23 protein-coding genes and 1 tRNA gene are annotated in these 18,143 nt (G+C 52.7%); 20 read left to right on the top strand and 4 right to left on the bottom strand.

Annotated features, from left to right (window positions below; all coding sequences use genetic code 11):
• Window positions 1–95 precede the first annotated feature (95 nt).
• From IXC47_RS16660 to IXC47_RS16675, 4 genes are read left to right on the top strand one after another with little or no spacing between them, the layout of a single operon-like run.
• Window positions 96–707, top strand: coding sequence for a Cap15 family cyclic dinucleotide receptor domain-containing protein (locus IXC47_RS16660; RefSeq protein ID WP_195876390.1), 612 nt, complete (start codon window positions 96–98; stop codon window positions 705–707).
• On the top strand, window positions 704–1,150 hold the full coding sequence (locus IXC47_RS16665; RefSeq protein ID WP_195876391.1) for a hypothetical protein: 447 nt from the start codon (window positions 704–706) through the stop codon (window positions 1,148–1,150). The genes IXC47_RS16660 and IXC47_RS16665 overlap by 4 nt, the downstream gene beginning before the upstream one ends.
• A gap of 25 nt (window positions 1,151–1,175) precedes the next feature.
• Window positions 1,176–1,631: a DUF2214 family protein gene (locus IXC47_RS16670; protein WP_195876392.1), complete on the top strand. Its 456-nt coding sequence runs from the start codon at window positions 1,176–1,178 to the stop codon at window positions 1,629–1,631.
• 14 nt (window positions 1,632–1,645) lie between these two features.
• On the top strand, window positions 1,646–2,020 hold the full coding sequence (locus tag IXC47_RS16675; RefSeq protein ID WP_195876393.1) for a VOC family protein: 375 nt from the start codon (window positions 1,646–1,648) through the stop codon (window positions 2,018–2,020).
• A 2-nt stretch (window positions 2,021–2,022) separates the two neighbouring features.
• On the opposite strand, the gene IXC47_RS16680 is transcribed toward IXC47_RS16675, so the two are convergent.
• Window positions 2,023–2,979 carry a LysR family transcriptional regulator gene (locus IXC47_RS16680; RefSeq protein WP_195876394.1) on the bottom strand — a complete coding sequence of 319 codons (957 nt, stop codon included), beginning with the start codon at window positions 2,977–2,979 and terminating at the stop codon, window positions 2,023–2,025.
• A 95-nt stretch (window positions 2,980–3,074) separates the two neighbouring features.
• Between IXC47_RS16680 and IXC47_RS16685 the strand changes: the two genes are divergently transcribed.
• The 3 genes from IXC47_RS16685 (at window position 3,075) to bla (ending at window position 5,714) form a co-directional block, all read left to right on the top strand.
• On the top strand, window positions 3,075–4,286 hold the full coding sequence (locus tag IXC47_RS16685; RefSeq protein ID WP_195876395.1) for an MFS transporter: 1,212 nt from the start codon (window positions 3,075–3,077) through the stop codon (window positions 4,284–4,286).
• A gap of 105 nt (window positions 4,287–4,391) precedes the next feature.
• Window positions 4,392–4,778: a cupin domain-containing protein gene (locus IXC47_RS16690; protein WP_175626132.1), complete on the top strand. Its 387-nt coding sequence runs from the start codon at window positions 4,392–4,394 to the stop codon at window positions 4,776–4,778.
• A 36-nt stretch (window positions 4,779–4,814) separates the two neighbouring features.
• Window positions 4,815–5,714 carry a class A beta-lactamase gene (gene bla, locus IXC47_RS16695; RefSeq protein ID WP_195876396.1) on the top strand — a complete coding sequence of 300 codons (900 nt, stop codon included), beginning with the start codon at window positions 4,815–4,817 and terminating at the stop codon, window positions 5,712–5,714.
• 38 nt (window positions 5,715–5,752) lie between these two features.
• Here bla and IXC47_RS16700 read toward each other — a convergent pair.
• Window positions 5,753–5,829, bottom strand: a tRNA-Pro gene (locus tag IXC47_RS16700).
• Window positions 5,830–5,992: 163 nt separating this feature from the next.
• Between IXC47_RS16700 and IXC47_RS16705 the strand changes: the two genes are divergently transcribed.
• The 13 genes from IXC47_RS16705 to IXC47_RS16765 all read left to right on the top strand — a co-directional run bounded on the left by IXC47_RS16705 (window position 5,993) and on the right by IXC47_RS16765 (window position 15,273).
• Entirely contained in the window at window positions 5,993–6,637 is a 645-nt protein-coding gene (locus IXC47_RS16705) for a LysE family transporter (RefSeq protein ID WP_195876397.1), read from the top strand.
• A 190-nt stretch (window positions 6,638–6,827) separates the two neighbouring features.
• The gene (locus IXC47_RS16710) at window positions 6,828–7,229 is read left to right on the top strand and encodes a DUF2721 domain-containing protein (protein ID WP_175626129.1); all 402 of its coding nucleotides are present in this window, start codon (window positions 6,828–6,830) and stop codon (window positions 7,227–7,229) included.
• Between the two features lie 71 nt (window positions 7,230–7,300).
• Complete coding sequence (locus IXC47_RS16715; RefSeq protein WP_195876398.1) at window positions 7,301–7,693, top strand: DUF2237 family protein; 393 nt, start codon at window positions 7,301–7,303, stop codon at window positions 7,691–7,693.
• A gap of 199 nt (window positions 7,694–7,892) precedes the next feature.
• Window positions 7,893–9,032 carry a GGDEF domain-containing protein gene (locus IXC47_RS16720; RefSeq protein ID WP_230089621.1) on the top strand — a complete coding sequence of 380 codons (1,140 nt, stop codon included), beginning with the start codon at window positions 7,893–7,895 and terminating at the stop codon, window positions 9,030–9,032.
• A 178-nt stretch (window positions 9,033–9,210) separates the two neighbouring features.
• Window positions 9,211–9,531: a hypothetical protein gene (locus IXC47_RS16725; protein ID WP_195876400.1), complete on the top strand. Its 321-nt coding sequence runs from the start codon at window positions 9,211–9,213 to the stop codon at window positions 9,529–9,531.
• Window positions 9,528–10,403, top strand: coding sequence for an HDOD domain-containing protein (locus tag IXC47_RS16730; protein WP_175626125.1), 876 nt, complete (start codon window positions 9,528–9,530; stop codon window positions 10,401–10,403). The genes IXC47_RS16725 and IXC47_RS16730 overlap by 4 nt, the downstream gene beginning before the upstream one ends.
• Window positions 10,404–10,412: 9 nt before the next feature.
• Window positions 10,413–11,378, top strand: coding sequence for a GGDEF domain-containing protein (locus IXC47_RS16735; RefSeq protein WP_195876401.1), 966 nt, complete (start codon window positions 10,413–10,415; stop codon window positions 11,376–11,378).
• Window positions 11,379–11,429: 51 nt separating this feature from the next.
• Window positions 11,430–12,863 carry an exodeoxyribonuclease I gene (sbcB, locus tag IXC47_RS16740; RefSeq protein ID WP_195876402.1) on the top strand — a complete coding sequence of 478 codons (1,434 nt, stop codon included), beginning with the start codon at window positions 11,430–11,432 and terminating at the stop codon, window positions 12,861–12,863.
• A gap of 98 nt (window positions 12,864–12,961) precedes the next feature.
• On the top strand, window positions 12,962–13,348 hold the full coding sequence (locus IXC47_RS16745; RefSeq protein WP_175626122.1) for an MAPEG family protein: 387 nt from the start codon (window positions 12,962–12,964) through the stop codon (window positions 13,346–13,348).
• A gap of 41 nt (window positions 13,349–13,389) precedes the next feature.
• Entirely contained in the window at window positions 13,390–13,662 is a 273-nt protein-coding gene (locus IXC47_RS16750; RefSeq protein WP_175626121.1) for a hypothetical protein, read from the top strand.
• A gap of 28 nt (window positions 13,663–13,690) precedes the next feature.
• Window positions 13,691–13,912, top strand: a complete 222-nt coding sequence (locus IXC47_RS16755) for an RNA-binding S4 domain-containing protein (protein WP_195876403.1) — start codon at window positions 13,691–13,693, stop codon at window positions 13,910–13,912.
• Between the two features lie 63 nt (window positions 13,913–13,975).
• Complete coding sequence (locus IXC47_RS16760; RefSeq protein ID WP_175626119.1) at window positions 13,976–14,563, top strand: 3'-5' exonuclease; 588 nt, start codon at window positions 13,976–13,978, stop codon at window positions 14,561–14,563.
• Window positions 14,564–14,634: 71 nt separating this feature from the next.
• The gene (locus IXC47_RS16765) at window positions 14,635–15,273 is read left to right on the top strand and encodes a DsbA family protein (RefSeq protein ID WP_195876404.1); all 639 of its coding nucleotides are present in this window, start codon (window positions 14,635–14,637) and stop codon (window positions 15,271–15,273) included.
• A gap of 59 nt (window positions 15,274–15,332) precedes the next feature.
• Here the strand turns inward: IXC47_RS16765 and phbB are convergent, their stop codons facing one another.
• Entirely contained in the window at window positions 15,333–16,073 is a 741-nt protein-coding gene (phbB, locus tag IXC47_RS16770) for a beta-ketoacyl-ACP reductase (protein ID WP_175626117.1), read from the bottom strand.
• Window positions 16,074–16,152: 79 nt separating this feature from the next.
• Entirely contained in the window at window positions 16,153–17,328 is a 1,176-nt protein-coding gene (locus IXC47_RS16775; protein ID WP_175626116.1) for an acetyl-CoA C-acetyltransferase, read from the bottom strand.
• Between the last annotated feature and the right edge of the window lie 815 nt (window positions 17,329–18,143).

Raw genomic sequence — 18,143 nt, forward strand, 5'->3', positions numbered from 1 at the left:
CTATGCACAGAGGCGCACAAGGGTGTGACTGGCACTGAATTCGTAAGCATTAAATCAATAAAATCTTATAACTAAAACTAAAAAGAGAGTATTAAATGCATGAATACACACTGAACAACCATGATCGTAAGAAAACCTATTACATCTTATTCCTTATCAGTGGATTACTTAGTGCGCTAGCTTCCTATTGCATTGGGCTGCTATATGACTCTTTTAATATTTCTGTAGCGGCCCCCTCAGGAATTGCTATATTTTTTCTAACATTTCTTTTGTTTGATTTATTCATTTGGAAATTTAAGATTTTTTACAACTTAGGGATAATTCGCATCCCTTATATCGCCGGCACTTGGGACGGTATTGTTTCAAGTTCAGATACAGAGAATAGTCGTGTAATTTTCACGATTCATCAAACATATTCACGCATAAAAATAAGACTTGAAACAGAGACTAAAACATCGCACAGCATGTCAAAAATGGCTTCTTTACAAATGGAAGACCCAACTTTTTTTAGCTTGCGATATGAGTACTTAGCGGAATACAAACCAACCCCAGAATCGGACCCGCTACGCCATTATGGGGTAACGAATATTATTTTGAAAAGTAACAATGATTCCTTTGATGATGAACAGTTAGCCACGTATTACACAGAGTCAAAACGAGACACTCATGGCGAACTTAAACTAGTCAGAAAGATAGAAAAATCGTGAAACAAGATATAAAAGAACTTGTGTCTCGCTACATTGAGGAACATGGAGAAACTGCACTCATTCATGCTCTAAAAGTTGACCATATTGATGTCGAATCAGGAGTTCTAACAATCATTGTCAATGAAGGAATTCACCCATTATCCAAGCATCACAAAAGAGGCGAATTGTTCATCGCATCTAGTGGCTCACTAGATTTCAGTAGCAAAGAATTAGCTGAAGAGGAATTCAAGAAAATATTGAAGCGAGTGGCAATCAAACTTAAATCTCACTCGTGGGAAAAAGTATTTCTGGTGCCTTTTGGACCAGCAGTTTTATCAATGTTAATCAAAAATCTAGTCTATAAAATTTTATATATAGATACAATTGACGTACTTCATGCAGGAAATGGGAAACACTACGATATTGAAATTGATTTGCGAGAAATTGCTCTTTCCTTACCTTAGCTATAAAAACTAACAATTAGCGAAGATGAATGCTTTTATAGCCTTCCTCCACCACATAGCCTTCCTGGCCATCATGCTCACGCTGGCCTTCGAAATGCTATTGCTGAAGCAACCGCTAACACTCGCAACGGCAAAGAAAATCCAGCGCTACGACGCCATCTACGGCGTCGCCGCTGGCCTGATCCTGATCATCGGTGGTTTGCGTGTGATGTATTTTGAAAAAGGCGCGGATTATTACATGCATAGCGCGCCCTTCATTATCAAGATGGTGCTCTTCATCATCGTCGGCCTGATCTCCATCCATCCGACCATGACTTTCCTGAAATGGAATAAGACGCTGAAGCAAGGCGTGGTGCCTGAGCTGACAGATACGCAGAGTCGCAAGCTGCGCGGCATTATCCATGCGGAACTGATGCTGCTGGGAGCAATGATTCTGTGTGCAGCGATGGCTGCCAAGGGCATAGGCTACTTCGGCTCATAAGTCACGCTGCACACATGAAAATCGATCACGCCACCATCGTCACGCCGCAACTGGAAGCGGTACGCCTGTTTTTTTGCGATATCGTCGGACTCACGGCAGGCGAGCGCCCGCCTTTTGGCTTCGATGGTTACTGGCTGTATCACGACGGTAAAGCCGTGATCCATCTGATCAAGACCAATTCCGAACGACCACTGACGAAGTCACCTACACGCATCGATCACATTGCGTTCAGAGTGGACAGTGCAGATGAGTGGAACAAGTTGATTGCGCGATTGCAGGCCGCCACCTACGAATACGAGTCGTCGGAAGTACCCGCTACCGGTGAGCGACAATTGTTCGTCGTACCGACGCCGGGCGTGATGATAGAGTTTGTGACGGCGGCTGCTTAAGACTACTTTTTAGATTTATCTTTTCCATTCTTGGGCACGCCTAATACCTGCCCCAGCGGTTGGATCGCTCGTATGGTGTCAAGGAAGAAACGCAGACGCGCCGGATAGTAACGCGCATGCGGATACACCAGATATACCGGCAAAGGCGGTGCACGCCAGTCAGGGACCAGATGCAACAAGCGTCCTTGCGCAATGTCATCCGCCACCAGCCAGCCCGAAATAATCCCCACACCCAAACCCGACGCAACTGCAGTACGCAAGGCATACAGGCTATCGGTACTCATGCGCGGCTTGATCGAGAATGCATGCTCTGCACTATCGGATTGCCGTGTCAGCACGACCTCTTCGCGATAGAAGGTACGAAACGCCAGCCACGGGAAATTGTGCAAGTCATCAACCGTTAGCGACGATTTCCCAGACACCAACTGCGGCGAGGCCACCACGATGCGCGGCACATCAAACAACTTGATCGCCACCACCGAAGGATTGTCGACCACACCCACCTGAATCGCACAGTCGATGCCTTCGGCAATGAAATCAGGATGCCTGTCATGCAGCATCCACTCCACTGCCACACGCGGATAGCGTTCAAGGTACTCAGCCAGCGGCTTGATCAAGTGTTCCTGCCCGAAAGCATGCGGCACCAGCACGCGCAAAGTACCTTCCGGCTCATCCTGCGTACCGCGCAAGTCTGCTTCCATTACTTTCCAGTTATCCAGCAAGTCCTTCGCATGTGCGTAGCAACGCTCACCGTCTTCGGTCAGCTTCATCACATGTGTAGAGCGTTGTAACAGCCGCAAACTAAGGCTGCGCTCCAGCGCCTGCAAGCGACGGCTGACCGTGGGCTGGCTGGTTTTGAGTTGCTCGGCAGCGGCCGACAGACTACCCGCCTCAACGATGCGGACAAAGGTTTGCATCAGCTCGATGCGGTCTACGCCTGGATTTCCGGATTCTTTCATACGTTAAGCGTATAACAAATCTACGTTTTAGGCCACTACCACACCTTAAACGCATAGCGGAGAATCCGTCCTGTCGCTAATAACAAGGAATTCTGATGTTACTCACTCAATCCACCCATACACAGGTCGAGAAAGCCGCCCTGCCCGCACCGCTGATCCTGCTGCTGGCTACCGGCGCCGGTCTGAGCGTCGCTTCGCTTTACTACAGCCAGCCTATGCTGGGCGTCCTCGGCGCCGACATACACGCCAGCGACCGCATGATAGGCCTGGTACCTACACTGACCCAGCTCGGTTATGCACTCGGCATTTTGCTGCTGGCACCGCTGGGCGATCGCTACGACAGGCGCACCATCATCCTGATCAAGGCAGCTTTGCTCGCGCTGGCTTTACTCTCCAGCGGTCTCGCTCCCGGCATCATGTGGTTGCTGGCCAGCAGCCTGGTGATCGGCCTGACGGCGACGATGGCACAGGACATCGTGCCGGCTGCAGCCACGCTCGCACCTGAATCGCATCGCGGCAAGATAGTTGGCACGGTGATGACGGGTCTATTGCTCGGCATCTTGTTGTCACGCGTTATCAGCGGCTTTGGTGCGGAAGAATTCGGCTGGCGCTCGGTCTATATCGCCGCATCGGTAGGCGTTGCGATGATTGCGGTTGCCACATGGCGCGGCTTGCCACGCTTCCAGCCCACCACGCAATTGGCTTACGGTGAATTGCTCGGTTCCATGGTGCAGTTGTGGCGTCGTCACCCTGCGCTGCGTCAGGCAGCTTTGGCACAAGGCTTACTGGCACTCGGCTTTAGCGCATTCTGGTCGACACTGGCAGTGATGTTGCATGGCGCGCCTTTCCATCTGGGTAGTGCTGCGGCGGGCTCCTTTGGCCTGGCAGGTGCAGCTGGCGCGTTGGCTGCGCCATTGGCTGGCAAGCTGGCAGACAAACGCGGCCCTGAGTTGGTGACACGTCTGGGTGCTGCTCTGGGAGCGATATCGTTTGCAGTGATGCTGCTCGCACCCAGCTTGCCTACTCATATGCAACTGGCTTTGCTGGTGATTGCGACGATCGGTTTTGATCTGGGTGTGCAAGCGACACTGGTTGCACATCAGACCATCGTCTACAGCATAGAACCCGGCGCACGCAGCCGTTTGAATGCATTGCTGTTCACCGGCATGTTCATCGGTATGTCCAGCGGTGCGGCACTCGGTAGTTTGTTGTTGTCGCAGTTTGGCTGGGCCGGTGTAGTGGTGCTGGCGACTGTATCTTCACTGGCAGCATTGGCAGTGCGCATGCTGGGTAGCAATAAACGCTAAAACCTGAAGTCCGGCATCAGATCAGTTAGGATGTCGCATCCATGTCCGCTATCGCGTTTGAACGGGTAGCGGACATTTTTGCATATTCCTAACTGAAACATGACCATGACTACATTCAAGAATATCGTTCTCTATACCGACACTGACGGCTACGCCAAATTCCGCGAAGCAGATATTGCACTGCCAGGCGGCTCACCTAAAGCACTGCTATCCGATCTGATTCCTTCCGGCGGCTTCCAGGTACGACACAGTCCGCCCGGCGTGAGCAGCGATTTTCATTGCACGACGACAGCGCAATGGCTGGTGGTACTCAGTGGTGAAATGGAAATCGGTTTGCGCGATGGCAGCAAGCGCGTGTTCAAGGCTGGCGATCATTTCTTTTCGAATGACCTGGTGCCTGCGGGTGTGGAATTCGATGACAAGGTACACGGCCATAGCAGCCGTGTGCTGGGCGATACACCGCTGACGACTTTGTTTGTGCGTACCGCATAAAGACCATCGCGTATAAAAACTGACTGGTTCACGATCATGCTTACCTCCTCCCGTCGTCGCTCACTTTTACTGGCCGCGATTGCCACACCGCTTACAGGCCTGCACTTGCCCATCCATGCAAGCAATCAAAAAATCTCGCGCCAGACTGCACAGGAAGAATTGAAGAAAATAGAAGCACGCTCCGGTGGGCGGCTGGGTGTCTCGGCTATCAATATGGCGACCGATAATCGCGTTGAGTATCGAGCTGAAGAACGCTTCCCTTTCTGCAGCACCTTCAAGGTCATGGTTGCGGCGGCTATCCTGCAAAGAAGTACGAGCGACGCATCGTTGCTGCAAAAGCGTAACCACTACAAAAAAGAGGACACGGATAAATCAGGCTACGCGCCCGTCACGCAAAAACATCTGGCAGACGGCATGACAGTAAGCGAGTTATGCGCAGCGACCTTACAGTACAGCGACAACGCAGCGGCGAATTTCCTGATGAAGGAACTGGGCGGTCCCGCTGCCATCACCGCTTACATGCGATCGATAGGCGACAACGTATTCCGCCTGGACCGCTGGGAGCCGGAATTGAATACGGCAGTACCTGGTGATGAACGCGATACGTCCACACCTGCAGCGATGGAAAGTAGCCTGGAGAAGTTGGCCTTAGGTAGTGCTTTGCCACAAGCGCAACGCGAACAATTAATGAGCTGGCTGAAAGGCAATACGACCGGCGGCAAACGCATGCTGGCCGGTGTACCCAGAGGCTGGCAAGTCGCTGATAAAACCGGCACCGGTTCCTACGGCACAACCAATGATATCGGCATACTCTTGCCACCCGGTGGCGGTGCGTTGGTGACTGCTATTTACTTTACGCAAAACGGCAAGGACGCAGCACCACGTGAAGACGTCATTGTATCTGCCACGCGCATCGTGGTTGCGGCTTTAAGCTAGGGGAAGAACGATAAGGAGCGGACAGACCAGACATCATCTGGTCGGGGTGAGAGGATTCGAACCTCCGGCTCCTGCGTCCCGAACGCAGTACTCTACCAGGCTGAGCTACACCCCGACATGAACTGGAACTTTGACAGTAATTTTAGTTTAGCCAATTTGCCGAAATTTGGCGATATGGGCTGAGGACTTTTGCCTAATGACCGTAAAAAACGGGGGCAAAAAGCAAGCTCTGCGCGCAAGCATTATCATATGGGCTTGACCGCAAACCCGCCTCCATCATGACGCTCTCCCTCTGGCTTACTTTCCTGATCGCCGCCATCCTGATCGCTATCACGCCCGGCTCCGGCGCTATTTTGTCGATGTCGCATGGACTGGCATATGGAGTACGCAAAACCACCGCGTCCATACTCGGTTTGCAACTCGGTTTGATTTTCCTGCTGACGGTCGCCGGTGCGGGTGTCGGCTCGCTGTTGCTGGCTTCGGAGATGGCTTTCAATATCGTCAAGACGATAGGCGCGTTTTACCTGATCTATCTCGGCATTAGCCAGTGGCGCGCCAAGGTGGTACTTGCACCAGAGATGCAGACACAGGCGGCGCACAACATGGTGCCGAGTTTTCAAAAACGCTTTTTGCATGGATTGCTGACGAACGTCACCAATCCGAAAGGCGTGATTTTTATGGTGGCGGTACTGCCGCAATTTATCGTCAAGGATGCGCCGCTGCTGCCGCAACTGCTGATCCTCGGCCTCACCATTTGCGTGATCGATATCATCGTGATGCATGGCTATGCAGTGGCCGCTTCGTCGATGCAGCGCTTTTTCCGCAACACCCATGCGGTGAAGAAGCAAAATCGCTTCTTTGGCGGCCTCTTCATCGCCATCGGTACCGGCCTGTTTTTCGTCAAACGCGGACCTGTCACGTAATGATCACGTCAGGCTTCTTCATTACAATGTCGTCTTGATGTCGCCGCGCAAGCGGCTACAGTACAAGCAACGATAACTCATACTTCAGCGCCTGCCCTTACCAAGTCAGGCGCAGTTCTTGCGTTACGGTTGGTAGTGCCGAACAACGGCACGACTGACTTCCCCTACTCCATTACCGTTGGAAAGATACATGGACCTGACTACGCCCGCCCTGCTGTTCCCCGCCATTTCACTGCTGCTATTGGCCTATACCAATCGCTTCCTGGTCATCGCGCAACTGATCCGCCAGCTCCACGTCAAGTATCAGGAGCGCGCGCACGATGTCGTGCTGCGCCAGATCGCCAACCTGCGGGTACGCGTGATGCTGATCCGTCGCATGCAGGAAATGGGCGTCGGTTCATTTATCCTGTGTGCACTGTCGATGTTCCTGGTTTTCATCAAGCTTATTTTTATCGCGCAAGTGATCTTCGGCTTCAGCATTTTCATGCTGGTGCTGTCGCTGCTGGTATCGCTCTATGAAATTGTGATCAGCACCAAGGCGATCGAGATCGAGATGGAAGATATGGTGCAAAACCTGAAAGACCAGGATTAAGGGCAATCCCGACGGCGCACGTGGTAAAGTTTGCGCCGTACTTCCTGTCACTCATATCCGTCCCGACTTACATGCCGCCTACCCTGCCTATCGCTAAAAATGTCTTTGGCGAACCCCTGGTTCCCTGCTCGTTCAAGCCACTCACCGGTTACTTCCGTGACGGCTGCTGCAAGACCAATGAAGACGATGTCGGCACGCACATTATTTGCACCGTCATGAGCGCCACCTTCCTGGTATTCAGCAAGGCATGCGGCAATGATTTATCCACCCCGCGCCCGGAATGGAACTTCCCCGGACTGAAACCCGGCGATCAATGGTGTTTATGTGCCAGTCGCTGGGTAGAGGCGTGGCGCGCTGGTGTCGCCCCGAAAGTGGTGCTGGAAAGCACCAATCAAAAAGTACTGGAAATGGTCAGCCTCGATGATTTGCGCAAACATGCGTTTGCACTGCGCGAAGACGATTAAATCCGGCTCCTAAGGCGCGCCGCCCGACAGCTTGCGGCATGAATACGACGTTACTTTGCCAATAAGGCAACTAAAGTGACGATTGTTATCGTATTTGACAATAGTTCTCATTGTTTCCATAGAGAATCCGTTAAAATCCTTACCAAGCTGCAATCTTATTCAAGACACGACTTATCTTCGCGGATCGTCACGCAAAAGTATGGATTCGTTAACTGCTGGCATCGCGTTAATCCTTGTGCAATTCTGTATTGCACTGGTGATGGCCGGGGTTTTTTATACCACTCCCTCAGAAAAATGCACCAAGTACTGGGCTTTGTCCGGTGCCTGGATCGCTTTCGGCATACTCATAGCCATCGTCAATAATCGTCTGCACCGCCCCGCCTTCATCCTCAACGGCACCGGCGCGGTAGTAATCGGATTGATTTTCCAGTGGCATGGGATACGCGCCTTTTACAAAAAACCACCGCAAAAGTGGGGCTGGATTATCTGCATCGTCTTTGTTTGCATACTGGCGATGCTCTTCATGCTGGGTGCCAACTTCCAGCAACGCTCCATCCTGATTTCGGTCACAGTCCTGACCCTGCTCGGCCTTAGCCTGCATGCAGTCTGGCGCGGCCAACAAGGGCCACCGAAGACTTTTGTGCAGGCACTGGTGCTCGGTGCCATCGTGTTGCTGATGATAGGGAATGTGCTGCGTATCACGATTGCCTCGCTGCAGATCATGGGCACGCTGCCGATGGAACGCTCGGGCTTCGAGATTGCGGTCGCCTATATGATTCCGACGGTAGGCACGGTGCTGTTTTCCATCGGCCTCCTGCTGCTCTACTTTGAGCGTACCGTCGAGGAGAACCGCCATCTCGCGACCCATGATGAACTCAGCAAATTACTGAACCGCCGCGCCATCGTGTCGGCAGGTGAATACAGCCTCGCTTCAGCCTCGCGTCTCGGGCATGAGCTGACGATCGCCTTTATCGATATCGATATGTTCAAGTACTTTAATGACAAATTCGGCCATGCCGCAGGCGATACCGTGATCCAGGATGTGGCTGCCATCCTGCAGCAAACCTGCCGCACCATCGATCTGGTCGGTCGTTATGGCGGCGAGGAATTCCTCATCATCCTGCCCGGCGTGAATCGCGATGATGCTGCCCTGGTCGGACAACGCCTGGTTGATGCAGTACGCAAGTATCGCTTCCTCGGCACGCACCCGGTCACGATCAGCGCTGGTCTGACCACCTTGCCCAAGACTGAAGTGTGCACCTGGGATCAACTGGTACGACGGGCGGATGCTGCCCTGTATGAAGCCAAGGGCCTGGGGCGTAATCGCTACGCGGCATAAATTCCTTGCCTTTCTTCCATCACAAGCCCACCCTGTAGGACATGCAAATGATGTGGTTTGACTGCACGCTTATCTGCGCCAATTTTGCCTATAAAACATCACATTTATTTCCTCGTGGATACATCTTGCGGCCGATGGTAAGCTAATCAGCAGAAACCAAACAAAAGAGGCAGACATAGTGGGTGTTATTCATCAACAGTTGGCATTGGACGAAGTCACACCAGGCATGGTGCTGGCCGATAATCTGCTGGATGCGCAGGGGCAAATCCTGTTGCCCAAGGGTGCGGAGTTGAGTGAGCAAATGCTGGAATCGCTGCGCCGCCACGATATTTCGTCCTTGCGTATTTTCATGGGTGAATTGAGCGAGGAAGAAGCGGCGGCACAACGCGCTTACCTGCAGTCGCGCCTGACGCGCCTGTTCCGCAATTCGGACGGTGAAGATGCAAACGGTTTGCTGCAAAACTATGTCCGCAAGTTTCGTCTGGGAGAACAGCCATGACGAACGCCATGCGTGACGCCCGCATAGAGAAGCTGCACTTCAACCAGGTCATTAATCAAATTCGTGATTTGCCTGCCTTGCCTGCCATCGTGCAGGATTTGATGAAAAACATCGGTCCCGATGAAACCGACATCAATGTCATCACACGCAAGGTAGCGATGGATCAGGCGCTGTCGGCGAAGACGCTGCAGTTTGCCAACTCGTCGTTCTACGGTTTGCAATCCAAGGTCACGACCATACAGCAAGCAATCACGCTGATCGGCATCAACGCGGTGCGCCACGTCGTCACTGCAACCGCCCTGACTGGTTACTTCCCGCCCAATAATTGCGCAGGCTTCGACTTCTTTGCACTGTGGCGTCATTCGGTAGCGACGGCTGTGTGCTCGCGCGTACTGGCGCGTCATTTGCATGTGAATCAGGATTACGCGTTCACCGCTGGTTTGCTGCACGATATCGGCCGCCTGGTATTGGTCACTTATTTCCGCAACGAATATGAAGCGGTCATCGCTTATCGCGAAGAACACGATTGTCATTGGCTGGAAGCGGAACAGGAAGTACTGGGCGTCGACCATGTGATGGCGGGCGAAGCACTGGCCGCACACTGGAATTTTTCCGATACGATACGTCATGCGATCGCCGGACATCACAATCCGGAGCAACAAAAAGTACGCTCGCTGGCATCCATCGTGCATATTGCTGATGCGATCGCACATGCACTTGATTTATCGCATCTGGAAAACGACCTGGTGCCACCGGTCTCGCACGTTGCCTGGGTCGGACTGGATTTAAGTGAAGAAGTTTATCTGCAGGTCTTCCACGAAACAGAATTGCTGTTCGATGAAGTAAGCCGCGTATTGTTGACAGAAAAATAGAAGGATATTTTGGAGCAGATTACGACTTTTGGTGCATCCGCTTACGCCATAGGCAGCATTCACCTCTTTGATGGCGTTACCGATCCAGTCGTCGCAACTCTGCTCGCACCATGCGCGATCGTCCGTCTGCAGAAAGACGAAACCATTTCCCCTCTACGCAGCAATGAAGCATGTGTCTACGCCGTGCTGCGTGGCGCACTCGGCAATACGCTGATCGATGAGACACAAGGCATACGCACCGAAAAAGTGCTGCCTGGCGAAAGCGTAGGAGAACTCTCAGTATTGGATGACATTGCGCATTCCAGTACGCTAATCGCCTTGCAGGAAACCGAACTACTCGTCATCGAATCAGCTACTTTATGGCAGTTGATAGATGAAGCCAACGGCGTTGCACGTAATCTCTTGCGACAGTTGTCGTTCCGCCTGCGTGCTGCCAATGCCCAGCTGCGCCGCCGCGAAAAAGTCGGTGAATTCTATCGCCAGCTATCGATGGTTGACGGCCTGACCGGGCTGCACAATCGCGCCTGGCTCAACGACAAACTATCCCACCTGATAGAAGAAGCACATGCTGCCAAGCATCCGCTGTCACTGATCATGATCGATCTCGATCATTTCAAACGCTTCAATGACGAATACGGCCACCTGGTTGGTGATACCGCACTGCGTACTGCAGCCGGTGTCCTGAGCGCCGCTTTGCGGCCCAGCGATTTTGCCGTACGCTACGGCGGTGAAGAATTAATCGTCATCCTGCCGGACAGCAATATCGCAGCTGGTACCATGGTGGCGCAGCGCCTATGTGAACGCATGCGCCTGGCGGTTGTATTCGCCGACATGCATATGCCTTTGCCACATATCACGGCTTCATTCGGCGTCGCGGTGCTGGCACCGCAGCAGGATGCAGATGGCTTGCTGGCTGCGGCCGATGCTGCACTGTATCGCGCCAAGGAAGCCGGACGCAATCAGGTCGCGATTTAAGCCTGCGTGCGCAAACTTCGAACTAACTAATCGTCATTCTTATATTTCACGATGTCTACGCACACCTTTCTCTGGCACGATTACGAAACCTTTGGTGTACAACCACGACGCGATCGCCCGGCGCAATTCGCCGCGATCCGTACCGATGCCGAACTCAATGAAATCGGCGAGCCCATCATGCTGTACTGCAAACCGGCGAATGACTTTCTACCGGACCCGCAATCCTGTCTGATTACCGGCATCACACCACAAGTCTGCCTGGAGCGCGGCGTACCAGAGCACCAGTTCGCAGCAGAGATAGAAAAAGCACTATCGCAAACCGGCACCATAGGCGTCGGCTACAACACCATACGTTTCGATGATGAAGTCACGCGCTTTATGTTTTGGCGCAACCTGATCGATCCGTATGCACGCGAATGGCAGAACAGCTGTGGTCGCTGGGACCTCCTTGATGTCGTGCGTACCGCCTATGCATTGCGCCCGGAAGGCATTAACTGGCCCAAGCATCCGGATGGTCGCCCCAGTTTCCGTCTCGAACAATTGACAGCTGAAAATGGCATCGCGCACGAAGCAGCGCATGATGCTTTATCCGACGTGCGCGCCACGATTGCAATGGCACGCCTGATCCGTGATCGTCAGCCCAAGCTGTTTGATTTCTGTCTGGGCTTGCACAAGAAAGACAAGGTTGCCGCCGAAATCGGCCTGCCGCTGCGCCGCCCCTTCCTGCATATCACCGGCATGATTCCGGCCGAGCGCGGCTGTATCGCCGTGGTCTGGCCGCTGGCAGTACACCCGACCAACAAGAATGAAGTGATCGTCTGGGATCTGGCAGCAGATCCATCCGAGCTGGCCAGCCTGGATGCCGAGACCATACGCATGCGCATGTTCAGCAAGGCGGATGCATTGCCGGAAGGCGTGGGGCGTCTGCCGATCAAAACCATACATTTGAATAAATCCCCCATCGTCATCAATAACCTGAAGACCTTGTCGCCAGCGATGACAGAGCAATGGGGCATCGATATACCGACTGCCTTGCAGCACGCAGAAATCGCAGCTGCGGCACCGGATATGAGCGCGATCTGGCAGGAAGTTTTTTACCGTCCGCAAGAAGCAGCAGCCGATGTAGACGAAGACCTGTACGGCGGCTTTGTCGGCAACAATGACCGCCGCACGCTGCAAGAGCTACGAGCCCTGTCACCGGAAGCATTGGCGCAGGCACGACCAGCCTTTGCCGATCCGCGCCTGGAAGAAATCGTCTGGCGTTACCGCGCACGCAACTTCCCGCATACGCTGAGCGAAGAAGAACAGCAACGCTGGGAAGAACATCGCGTGGCACGTCTGTTTGACGGCGAAGCAGGCGCACGTACGATAGAAACCCTGTTTGCCGAAATCGACCAGCTATCCGAAGACGTCGACGAACGCGGCGAGGAAATCCTCGGTGCTCTGTACGATTACGCCGAAGCCATCGCGCCCAGCCGTAGCTAAACGCCCCGCCTGGCACCAAATCCGCTGCCCTGGCCCCGGCAGCGTGCTAATCTGTGCGCTGGTCACCCGGCGTAATTAACTATTCAGCGGAGACAGGCATGAATCTTTCTTACTGGTGTATTTTGATTGCAGGCATCCTGCCCGTTGCGACGGTGGCCATAGCCAAATGGGGCAAGCGCGATTTTGATAATTCAGAACCGCGCCGCTGGCTGGAAAAGCAGGAAGGGCTGCGCCGCCGTGCCGATAGTGCACATCGCAATCACTTTGAAGCCTTTCCTTTCTTTGCCGCAGGTGTTTTGGTTGCGCAACAACTCAATGCAGACCAGGATTCGATTAATATGCTGGCTGTCGCATTTATTGCTGCACGCCTCGTGTACACGCTACTCTATCTGACCGATCGCGCTACCTTGCGCTCGATCACATGGCTGATTGGTTATTTGGCTGTGGTCGGATTGTTTTTATTGCCGGCTTTCGATGGCGGCTGATTTTTGATCACGCTCTTTTTTGATTTTAATTTTTTACTTTTATGTCGCACACCCAAACACTGCAGCTACTGCAAGACTCTGTTGAATCGCTCCGGCAAAGCCGCATCAGCGTAGCTGAATTTTGCCAGACCTGGCGCGCACAAACTGCACTGCTGGCTGACCTGCCTGGTCCATATAGCACGGTCATGGAAGACTTGCTGGGTCGCCTGGAAGCAGGCAGTCTGTTTACAGAAGAAAGCTGCTCCTTCAGTCAGATCGATTTGCTGACGACGCTGGATATGTGGCTGGATAACGCCCGCCAGACCCTGGGCTGATAGCCACCACCTTTACAAGCAGACTACGATGCAACAATTTGAATTTGAACTGAACGACGAATTCGTCGAATTAAACCAGCTGCTGAAGCTGAATGGCCTGTGCGAAAGCGGCGGCGCGGGCAAGATGCTGGTCGCCAGTGGCAAGGTAAAAGTGGATGGCAAGACCGAGTTGCGCAAAACCTGCAAAATACGCGCAGGCCAGGTAGTGACCCTGGGCGACGTCCGCATCAAAGTACACGCTGGCAACTGAGACTAGTCTATCTTTATACCGTGTGAGCCAGCGGCGCGGCGGCGGGCATGGGACAATGCTGCCATGACCCCACACGAAAAACTGATATTTGTTGACCTGGAAACAACAGGTGCCAATCTGGTCAATGACCGCATTACCGAAATCGGGATAGTTGCGGTCGATCCTGACGGCTGTATCGAGCGCTGGTCGACCTTTGTGAATCCCGGTCGCCCTATCCCCGAATTCATCCAGGGCTTGACCGGTATCAGCGATGAGATGGTCGAGACTGCACCTGCTTTTGAAACACTCGCCGATACAGTGCGCGCGCGTTTGCAGGATGGTTTATTCATCGCGCACAATGCGCGCTTCGACTACGGCTTCCTGCACCATGCTTTCGCGCGTTCCGGCCATGCACTGAATTCGGAAATGTTGTGCACGGTCAAACTGTCACGTGCCTTGTTTCCCGCCGAAAAGAAACACAATCTGGATAGCCTGATTGCACGGCATGAGCTGATCCCTGAAGCACGTCACCGCGCGCTGGCGGATGCTGATTTGCTGTGGCAGTTATGGCGCAAGCTGAATGCCGTCGTTCCCTACGAAGTCTTTAGCAAAACCGTACAGACCTTGCGCCAGCAACCAAAATTATCCTTGCCGGCAACAGCGGAAAGCTAAACTCCAGTGCTATGCTGCTGGCTGGTAAATCTGCAGCTATCTTGATCGACCCATAACAAGGAAACTGATTCATGGCCAAACTCATCTATATCGCCGATCCTATGTGCTCGTGGTGCTACGGCTTCGGGCCTGAACTCAATACGCTGTTGAGCGGCTTGCCGGATACCCCGCTGGAGCTGATCGTCGGCGGCTTGCGCGCCTACAACAAGGAAGTGATGGATGAGAAGCTGAAAGCCACCTTGCTTGAACACTGGAAAAAAGTGGAACAAGTCAGCGGCCTGCCGTTCGCCAAAGATGGTTTGTCGCATGAAGGTTTTATCTATGACACCGAACCTGCCTGCCGCGCCGTCGTTGCAGCAGGCATGCTGGCACCGGATACAGCACTGGATGTATTCCACGCGATCCAGCATGGCTTCTATGCTGAAAACCTGGATACGACCAAGGGTGAGGTATTGGCAGATATTGCTGCGGCAGTATTTGAAAAAGCCGACATCCAGATTGATGCGGCTGAGTTCCTGCGCACCTGGGCTTCGGAAGAAGCGCGCAATGCGACCGAAGCAGACTTTACGCAAACCAAGTTATGGGGCGTGTCCGGCTTCCCTACCCTGGTATTGGAAAAATCAGGAGAGTTGTATCTGGTGACATCCGGCTACACCAAAACAGAAACACTGGTTGAGCGTCTGCAGGAATTGATAGATCAGCCAGCTTGATGCGCTTGGCGTATTGATTTGCTACATAACAGCGCCGGGTTGAACCCGGCGCTTTGTTTTTACGACATGTGTTGACCGCCATTTATGGCGATGTTTGCCCCCGTCACAAACGCCGCTTCATCCGAGGCCAGATAAGCGACCAGCCCCGCCACTTCTTCCGGCTTGCCGAGACGTCCCATAGGAATTTGCGGCACGATTTTGGTATCCAGCACATCCTGTGGAATCGCGGTCACCATCTTGGTGCCGATATAGCCTGGCGAGATGGTATTCACAGTAACCGCCTTGCGCGCAACTTCGAGCGCCAGCGCCTTGGTAAAACCATGCATGCCCGCTTTCGCTGCCGAGTAGTTGGTTTGTCCGAAAGCACCTTTCTGTCCATTCACCGAAGAGATATTGATAATACGTCCCCAGCCGCGTTCCACCATGCCGTCGCATACAGGCTTGGTCATATTGAACACGGAATCCAGGTTGGTACCGATCACCGCATCCCAATTTGGCTTGTCCATGCGCTTGAAAGTCATGTCGCGCGTGATACCGGCGTTATTGACCAGTACATCCACCGGCCCCATTTCTTTTTCGATTTGGGCGACGCATTTTTGCGCTGATTCGTAATCGGAAACATCACATGGATAGGCGTGGAAGTCGTAGCCGCTTTCTTTCATGAGCTTCAGCCACTCATCCACTTTGGTATTGCCCGGCGAGTAAGTCGTCACTACCTGATATCCAAGTGCTGCCAGCTTGATGCAAATCGCTTCGCCCAAACCACCCATACCACCTGTCACCAATGCAAGGCGTGTCATAACTATCTCCTCTTATTATTTGTTAATAGGGCTGCCTGCTTTATTGAGCGCATGCATGCTGCGTATCCTTGCGTCTACCTTAGCGTTCAATCGCAAGCGCCACCCCCATTCCGCCACCTATACACAAACTGGCCAGGCCTTTGTGCGCATCACGTCGTATCATTTCATGCAGCAAAGTTACCAAGATGCGGCAACCCGAAGCGCCGATAGGATGGCCGATCGCAATCGCTCCGCCATTCACATTAATCTTCTTGGTATCCCAGCCCATTTCGCGATTCACTGCAATCGCCTGTGCCGCAAAGGCTTCGTTGATTTCCATCAGATCCACATCCTGATGCTTCCAGCCTGCTTTCTTCAGGCACAGCTGTGTCGCCGGAACCGGGCCCATGCCCATGATGCTCGGGTCCACGCCTGCGGATGAATAGGCTTTGATTTTCGCCAGTGGTTTAAGGCCTAGCTCTTTGGCTTTCTGCGCCGTCATCATGATCACGGCGGCTGCGCCATCATTGATACCGGAAGCATTACCGGCAGTGACTGTACCGTCTTTGGAAAAAGCCGGACGTAATGCGGAAAGTGATTCGAGTGTGGTGCCGTGCTTGATGTATTCGTCGCTATCAAAAACGATGTTTCCTTTTTTGCTTAGGATCTCAAAAGGAATAATTTCATCTTTGAACTTGCCCGCTTTTTGCGCGGCCTCTGCTTTGTTCTGTGACTCCAGTGCAAACTCATCCTGCTCCTGGCGTGAGATGCCGAATTTCTTCGCGATGTTTTCTGCGGTGGTCCCCATGTGATACTGATTGTAGACATCCCACAAGCCGTCATGAATCATGGTGTCGATCAGCTTGGCATCACCCATGCGGAAACCATCGCGCGAATTATTCAGCACGTGCGGCGATGCGCTCATGTTTTCCTGCCCGCCAGCAATAATGATCTGCGCGTCACCACATCGGATGGCTTGCGTCGCCAGATGCGTAGCTTTCAGGCCGCTACCGCATACTTTATTAATCGTGAAAGCCGGCACCATGTCCGGAATACCGCTCCGTATCAAGGCCTGACGCGCAGGATTCTGGCCGCAACCAGCGGTCAGCACCTGGCCCAATATCACTTCGCTGATCTGGTCAGCTTGGATACCACTACGCGTCAGTAAATTTTTAATGACGTGAGCACCGAGATCGGAGGCCGCAGTTTTAGCCAGCGCGCCGCCGAATTTTCCAACACCAGTACGTCCAGCAGAAACAATGACAACATCATCCATTTCAACTCTCCATTAGCACTGCGAGGGAACTACGATAGCCATCGATTGAGAAGACATGCCATCACATCGGCAAGAAGAATTCACACAATTTAAGGCGTCCGTTACAACCGTATCTAAAAATTGTTTGGAACGCAATGACTAGATATCAAATCTTGCGAGTGGCTTACAGCGCGACCATTAAACAACCGCAGAGCTATCTCTAGTCTGCTTGTCATATGTCAGTTAAACAGAACGAGTGATGGCTTTGCGTTTGCTGTTATTCGGATTTGGCTCATAAAAATGAAGGTTGCAATATGACTGGAAGATGAATTGCATGCGCTGCTCACGGCATTTGCGCATTCAAAGTTCTGGCTGATCAGGAGATCCGTCGCGGCTGTCATCAAGCATGATTTATTTCATCTGCCTGTAATAAATGAGATGTTGGCCAGGATAAGTCGGTCGCAGCGATATACGTCGAATCAAAATTATCCGCGATGAAGATGCGCCATCAGTATCGACAAGTTGTAGTGACAGGAAGTAAGTAGAAAAGAAAGCATCCGCGACACACATAGCCGGCATGTCTCTATGCAAAAGGAGCTTGCGCTGCAGTTTAAGGCTCATCCCTGTAGGGGATTCGCACGTTTATTGACGCGAGTTGGGGATATTGTTGGTGCAGATCAGCGTTGCAAGCTCGCTTGTACAAACTGTCCGCGCAAAGCAAAAACCCTCCAGTATTTCTACTGAAGGGTTTTCTAAATAAAAGCCTGACGATGACCTACTTTCACACTGGTTGCAGCACTATCATCGGCGCAAAGTCGTTTCACGGTCCTGTTCGG

The organism is Herminiimonas contaminans (assembly GCF_015645465.1).
Taxonomy (GTDB): domain Bacteria; phylum Pseudomonadota; class Gammaproteobacteria; order Burkholderiales; family Burkholderiaceae_D; genus Oxalicibacterium; species Oxalicibacterium contaminans.

Bases quoted from the DNA above. Each gene is read 5' to 3' on its own strand.
- IXC47_RS16715 (WP_195876398.1), top strand. From the start codon at position 7,301: ATGCCGCCTACCCTGCCTATCGCTAAAAATGTCTTTGGCGAACCCCTG.
- IXC47_RS16705 (WP_195876397.1), top strand. From the start codon at position 5,993: ATGACGCTCTCCCTCTGGCTTACTTTCCTGATCGCCGCCATCCTGATC.
- IXC47_RS16750 (WP_175626121.1), top strand. From the start codon at position 13,390: ATGTCGCACACCCAAACACTGCAGCTACTGCAAGACTCTGTTGAATCG.
- IXC47_RS16670 (WP_195876392.1), top strand. From the start codon at position 1,176: ATGAATGCTTTTATAGCCTTCCTCCACCACATAGCCTTCCTGGCCATC.
- IXC47_RS16730 (WP_175626125.1), top strand. From the start codon at position 9,528: ATGACGAACGCCATGCGTGACGCCCGCATAGAGAAGCTGCACTTCAAC.
- IXC47_RS16755 (WP_195876403.1), top strand. From the start codon at position 13,691: ATGCAACAATTTGAATTTGAACTGAACGACGAATTCGTCGAATTAAAC.
- IXC47_RS16775 (WP_175626116.1), bottom strand. From the start codon at position 17,328: ATGGATGATGTTGTCATTGTTTCTGCTGGACGTACTGGTGTTGGAAAA.
- bla (WP_195876396.1), top strand. From the start codon at position 4,815: ATGCTTACCTCCTCCCGTCGTCGCTCACTTTTACTGGCCGCGATTGCC.
- IXC47_RS16660 (WP_195876390.1), top strand. From the start codon at position 96: ATGCATGAATACACACTGAACAACCATGATCGTAAGAAAACCTATTAC.
- IXC47_RS16710 (WP_175626129.1), top strand. From the start codon at position 6,828: ATGGACCTGACTACGCCCGCCCTGCTGTTCCCCGCCATTTCACTGCTG.
- phbB (WP_175626117.1), bottom strand. From the start codon at position 16,073: ATGACACGCCTTGCATTGGTGACAGGTGGTATGGGTGGTTTGGGCGAA.
- IXC47_RS16685 (WP_195876395.1), top strand. From the start codon at position 3,075: ATGTTACTCACTCAATCCACCCATACACAGGTCGAGAAAGCCGCCCTG.
- IXC47_RS16720 (WP_230089621.1), top strand. From the start codon at position 7,893: ATGGATTCGTTAACTGCTGGCATCGCGTTAATCCTTGTGCAATTCTGT.
- IXC47_RS16680 (WP_195876394.1), bottom strand. From the start codon at position 2,979: ATGAAAGAATCCGGAAATCCAGGCGTAGACCGCATCGAGCTGATGCAA.
- IXC47_RS16745 (WP_175626122.1), top strand. From the start codon at position 12,962: ATGAATCTTTCTTACTGGTGTATTTTGATTGCAGGCATCCTGCCCGTT.
- IXC47_RS16690 (WP_175626132.1), top strand. From the start codon at position 4,392: ATGACTACATTCAAGAATATCGTTCTCTATACCGACACTGACGGCTAC.
- IXC47_RS16675 (WP_195876393.1), top strand. From the start codon at position 1,646: ATGAAAATCGATCACGCCACCATCGTCACGCCGCAACTGGAAGCGGTA.
- IXC47_RS16760 (WP_175626119.1), top strand. From the start codon at position 13,976: ATGACCCCACACGAAAAACTGATATTTGTTGACCTGGAAACAACAGGT.
- sbcB (WP_195876402.1), top strand. From the start codon at position 11,430: ATGTCTACGCACACCTTTCTCTGGCACGATTACGAAACCTTTGGTGTA.
- IXC47_RS16765 (WP_195876404.1), top strand. From the start codon at position 14,635: ATGGCCAAACTCATCTATATCGCCGATCCTATGTGCTCGTGGTGCTAC.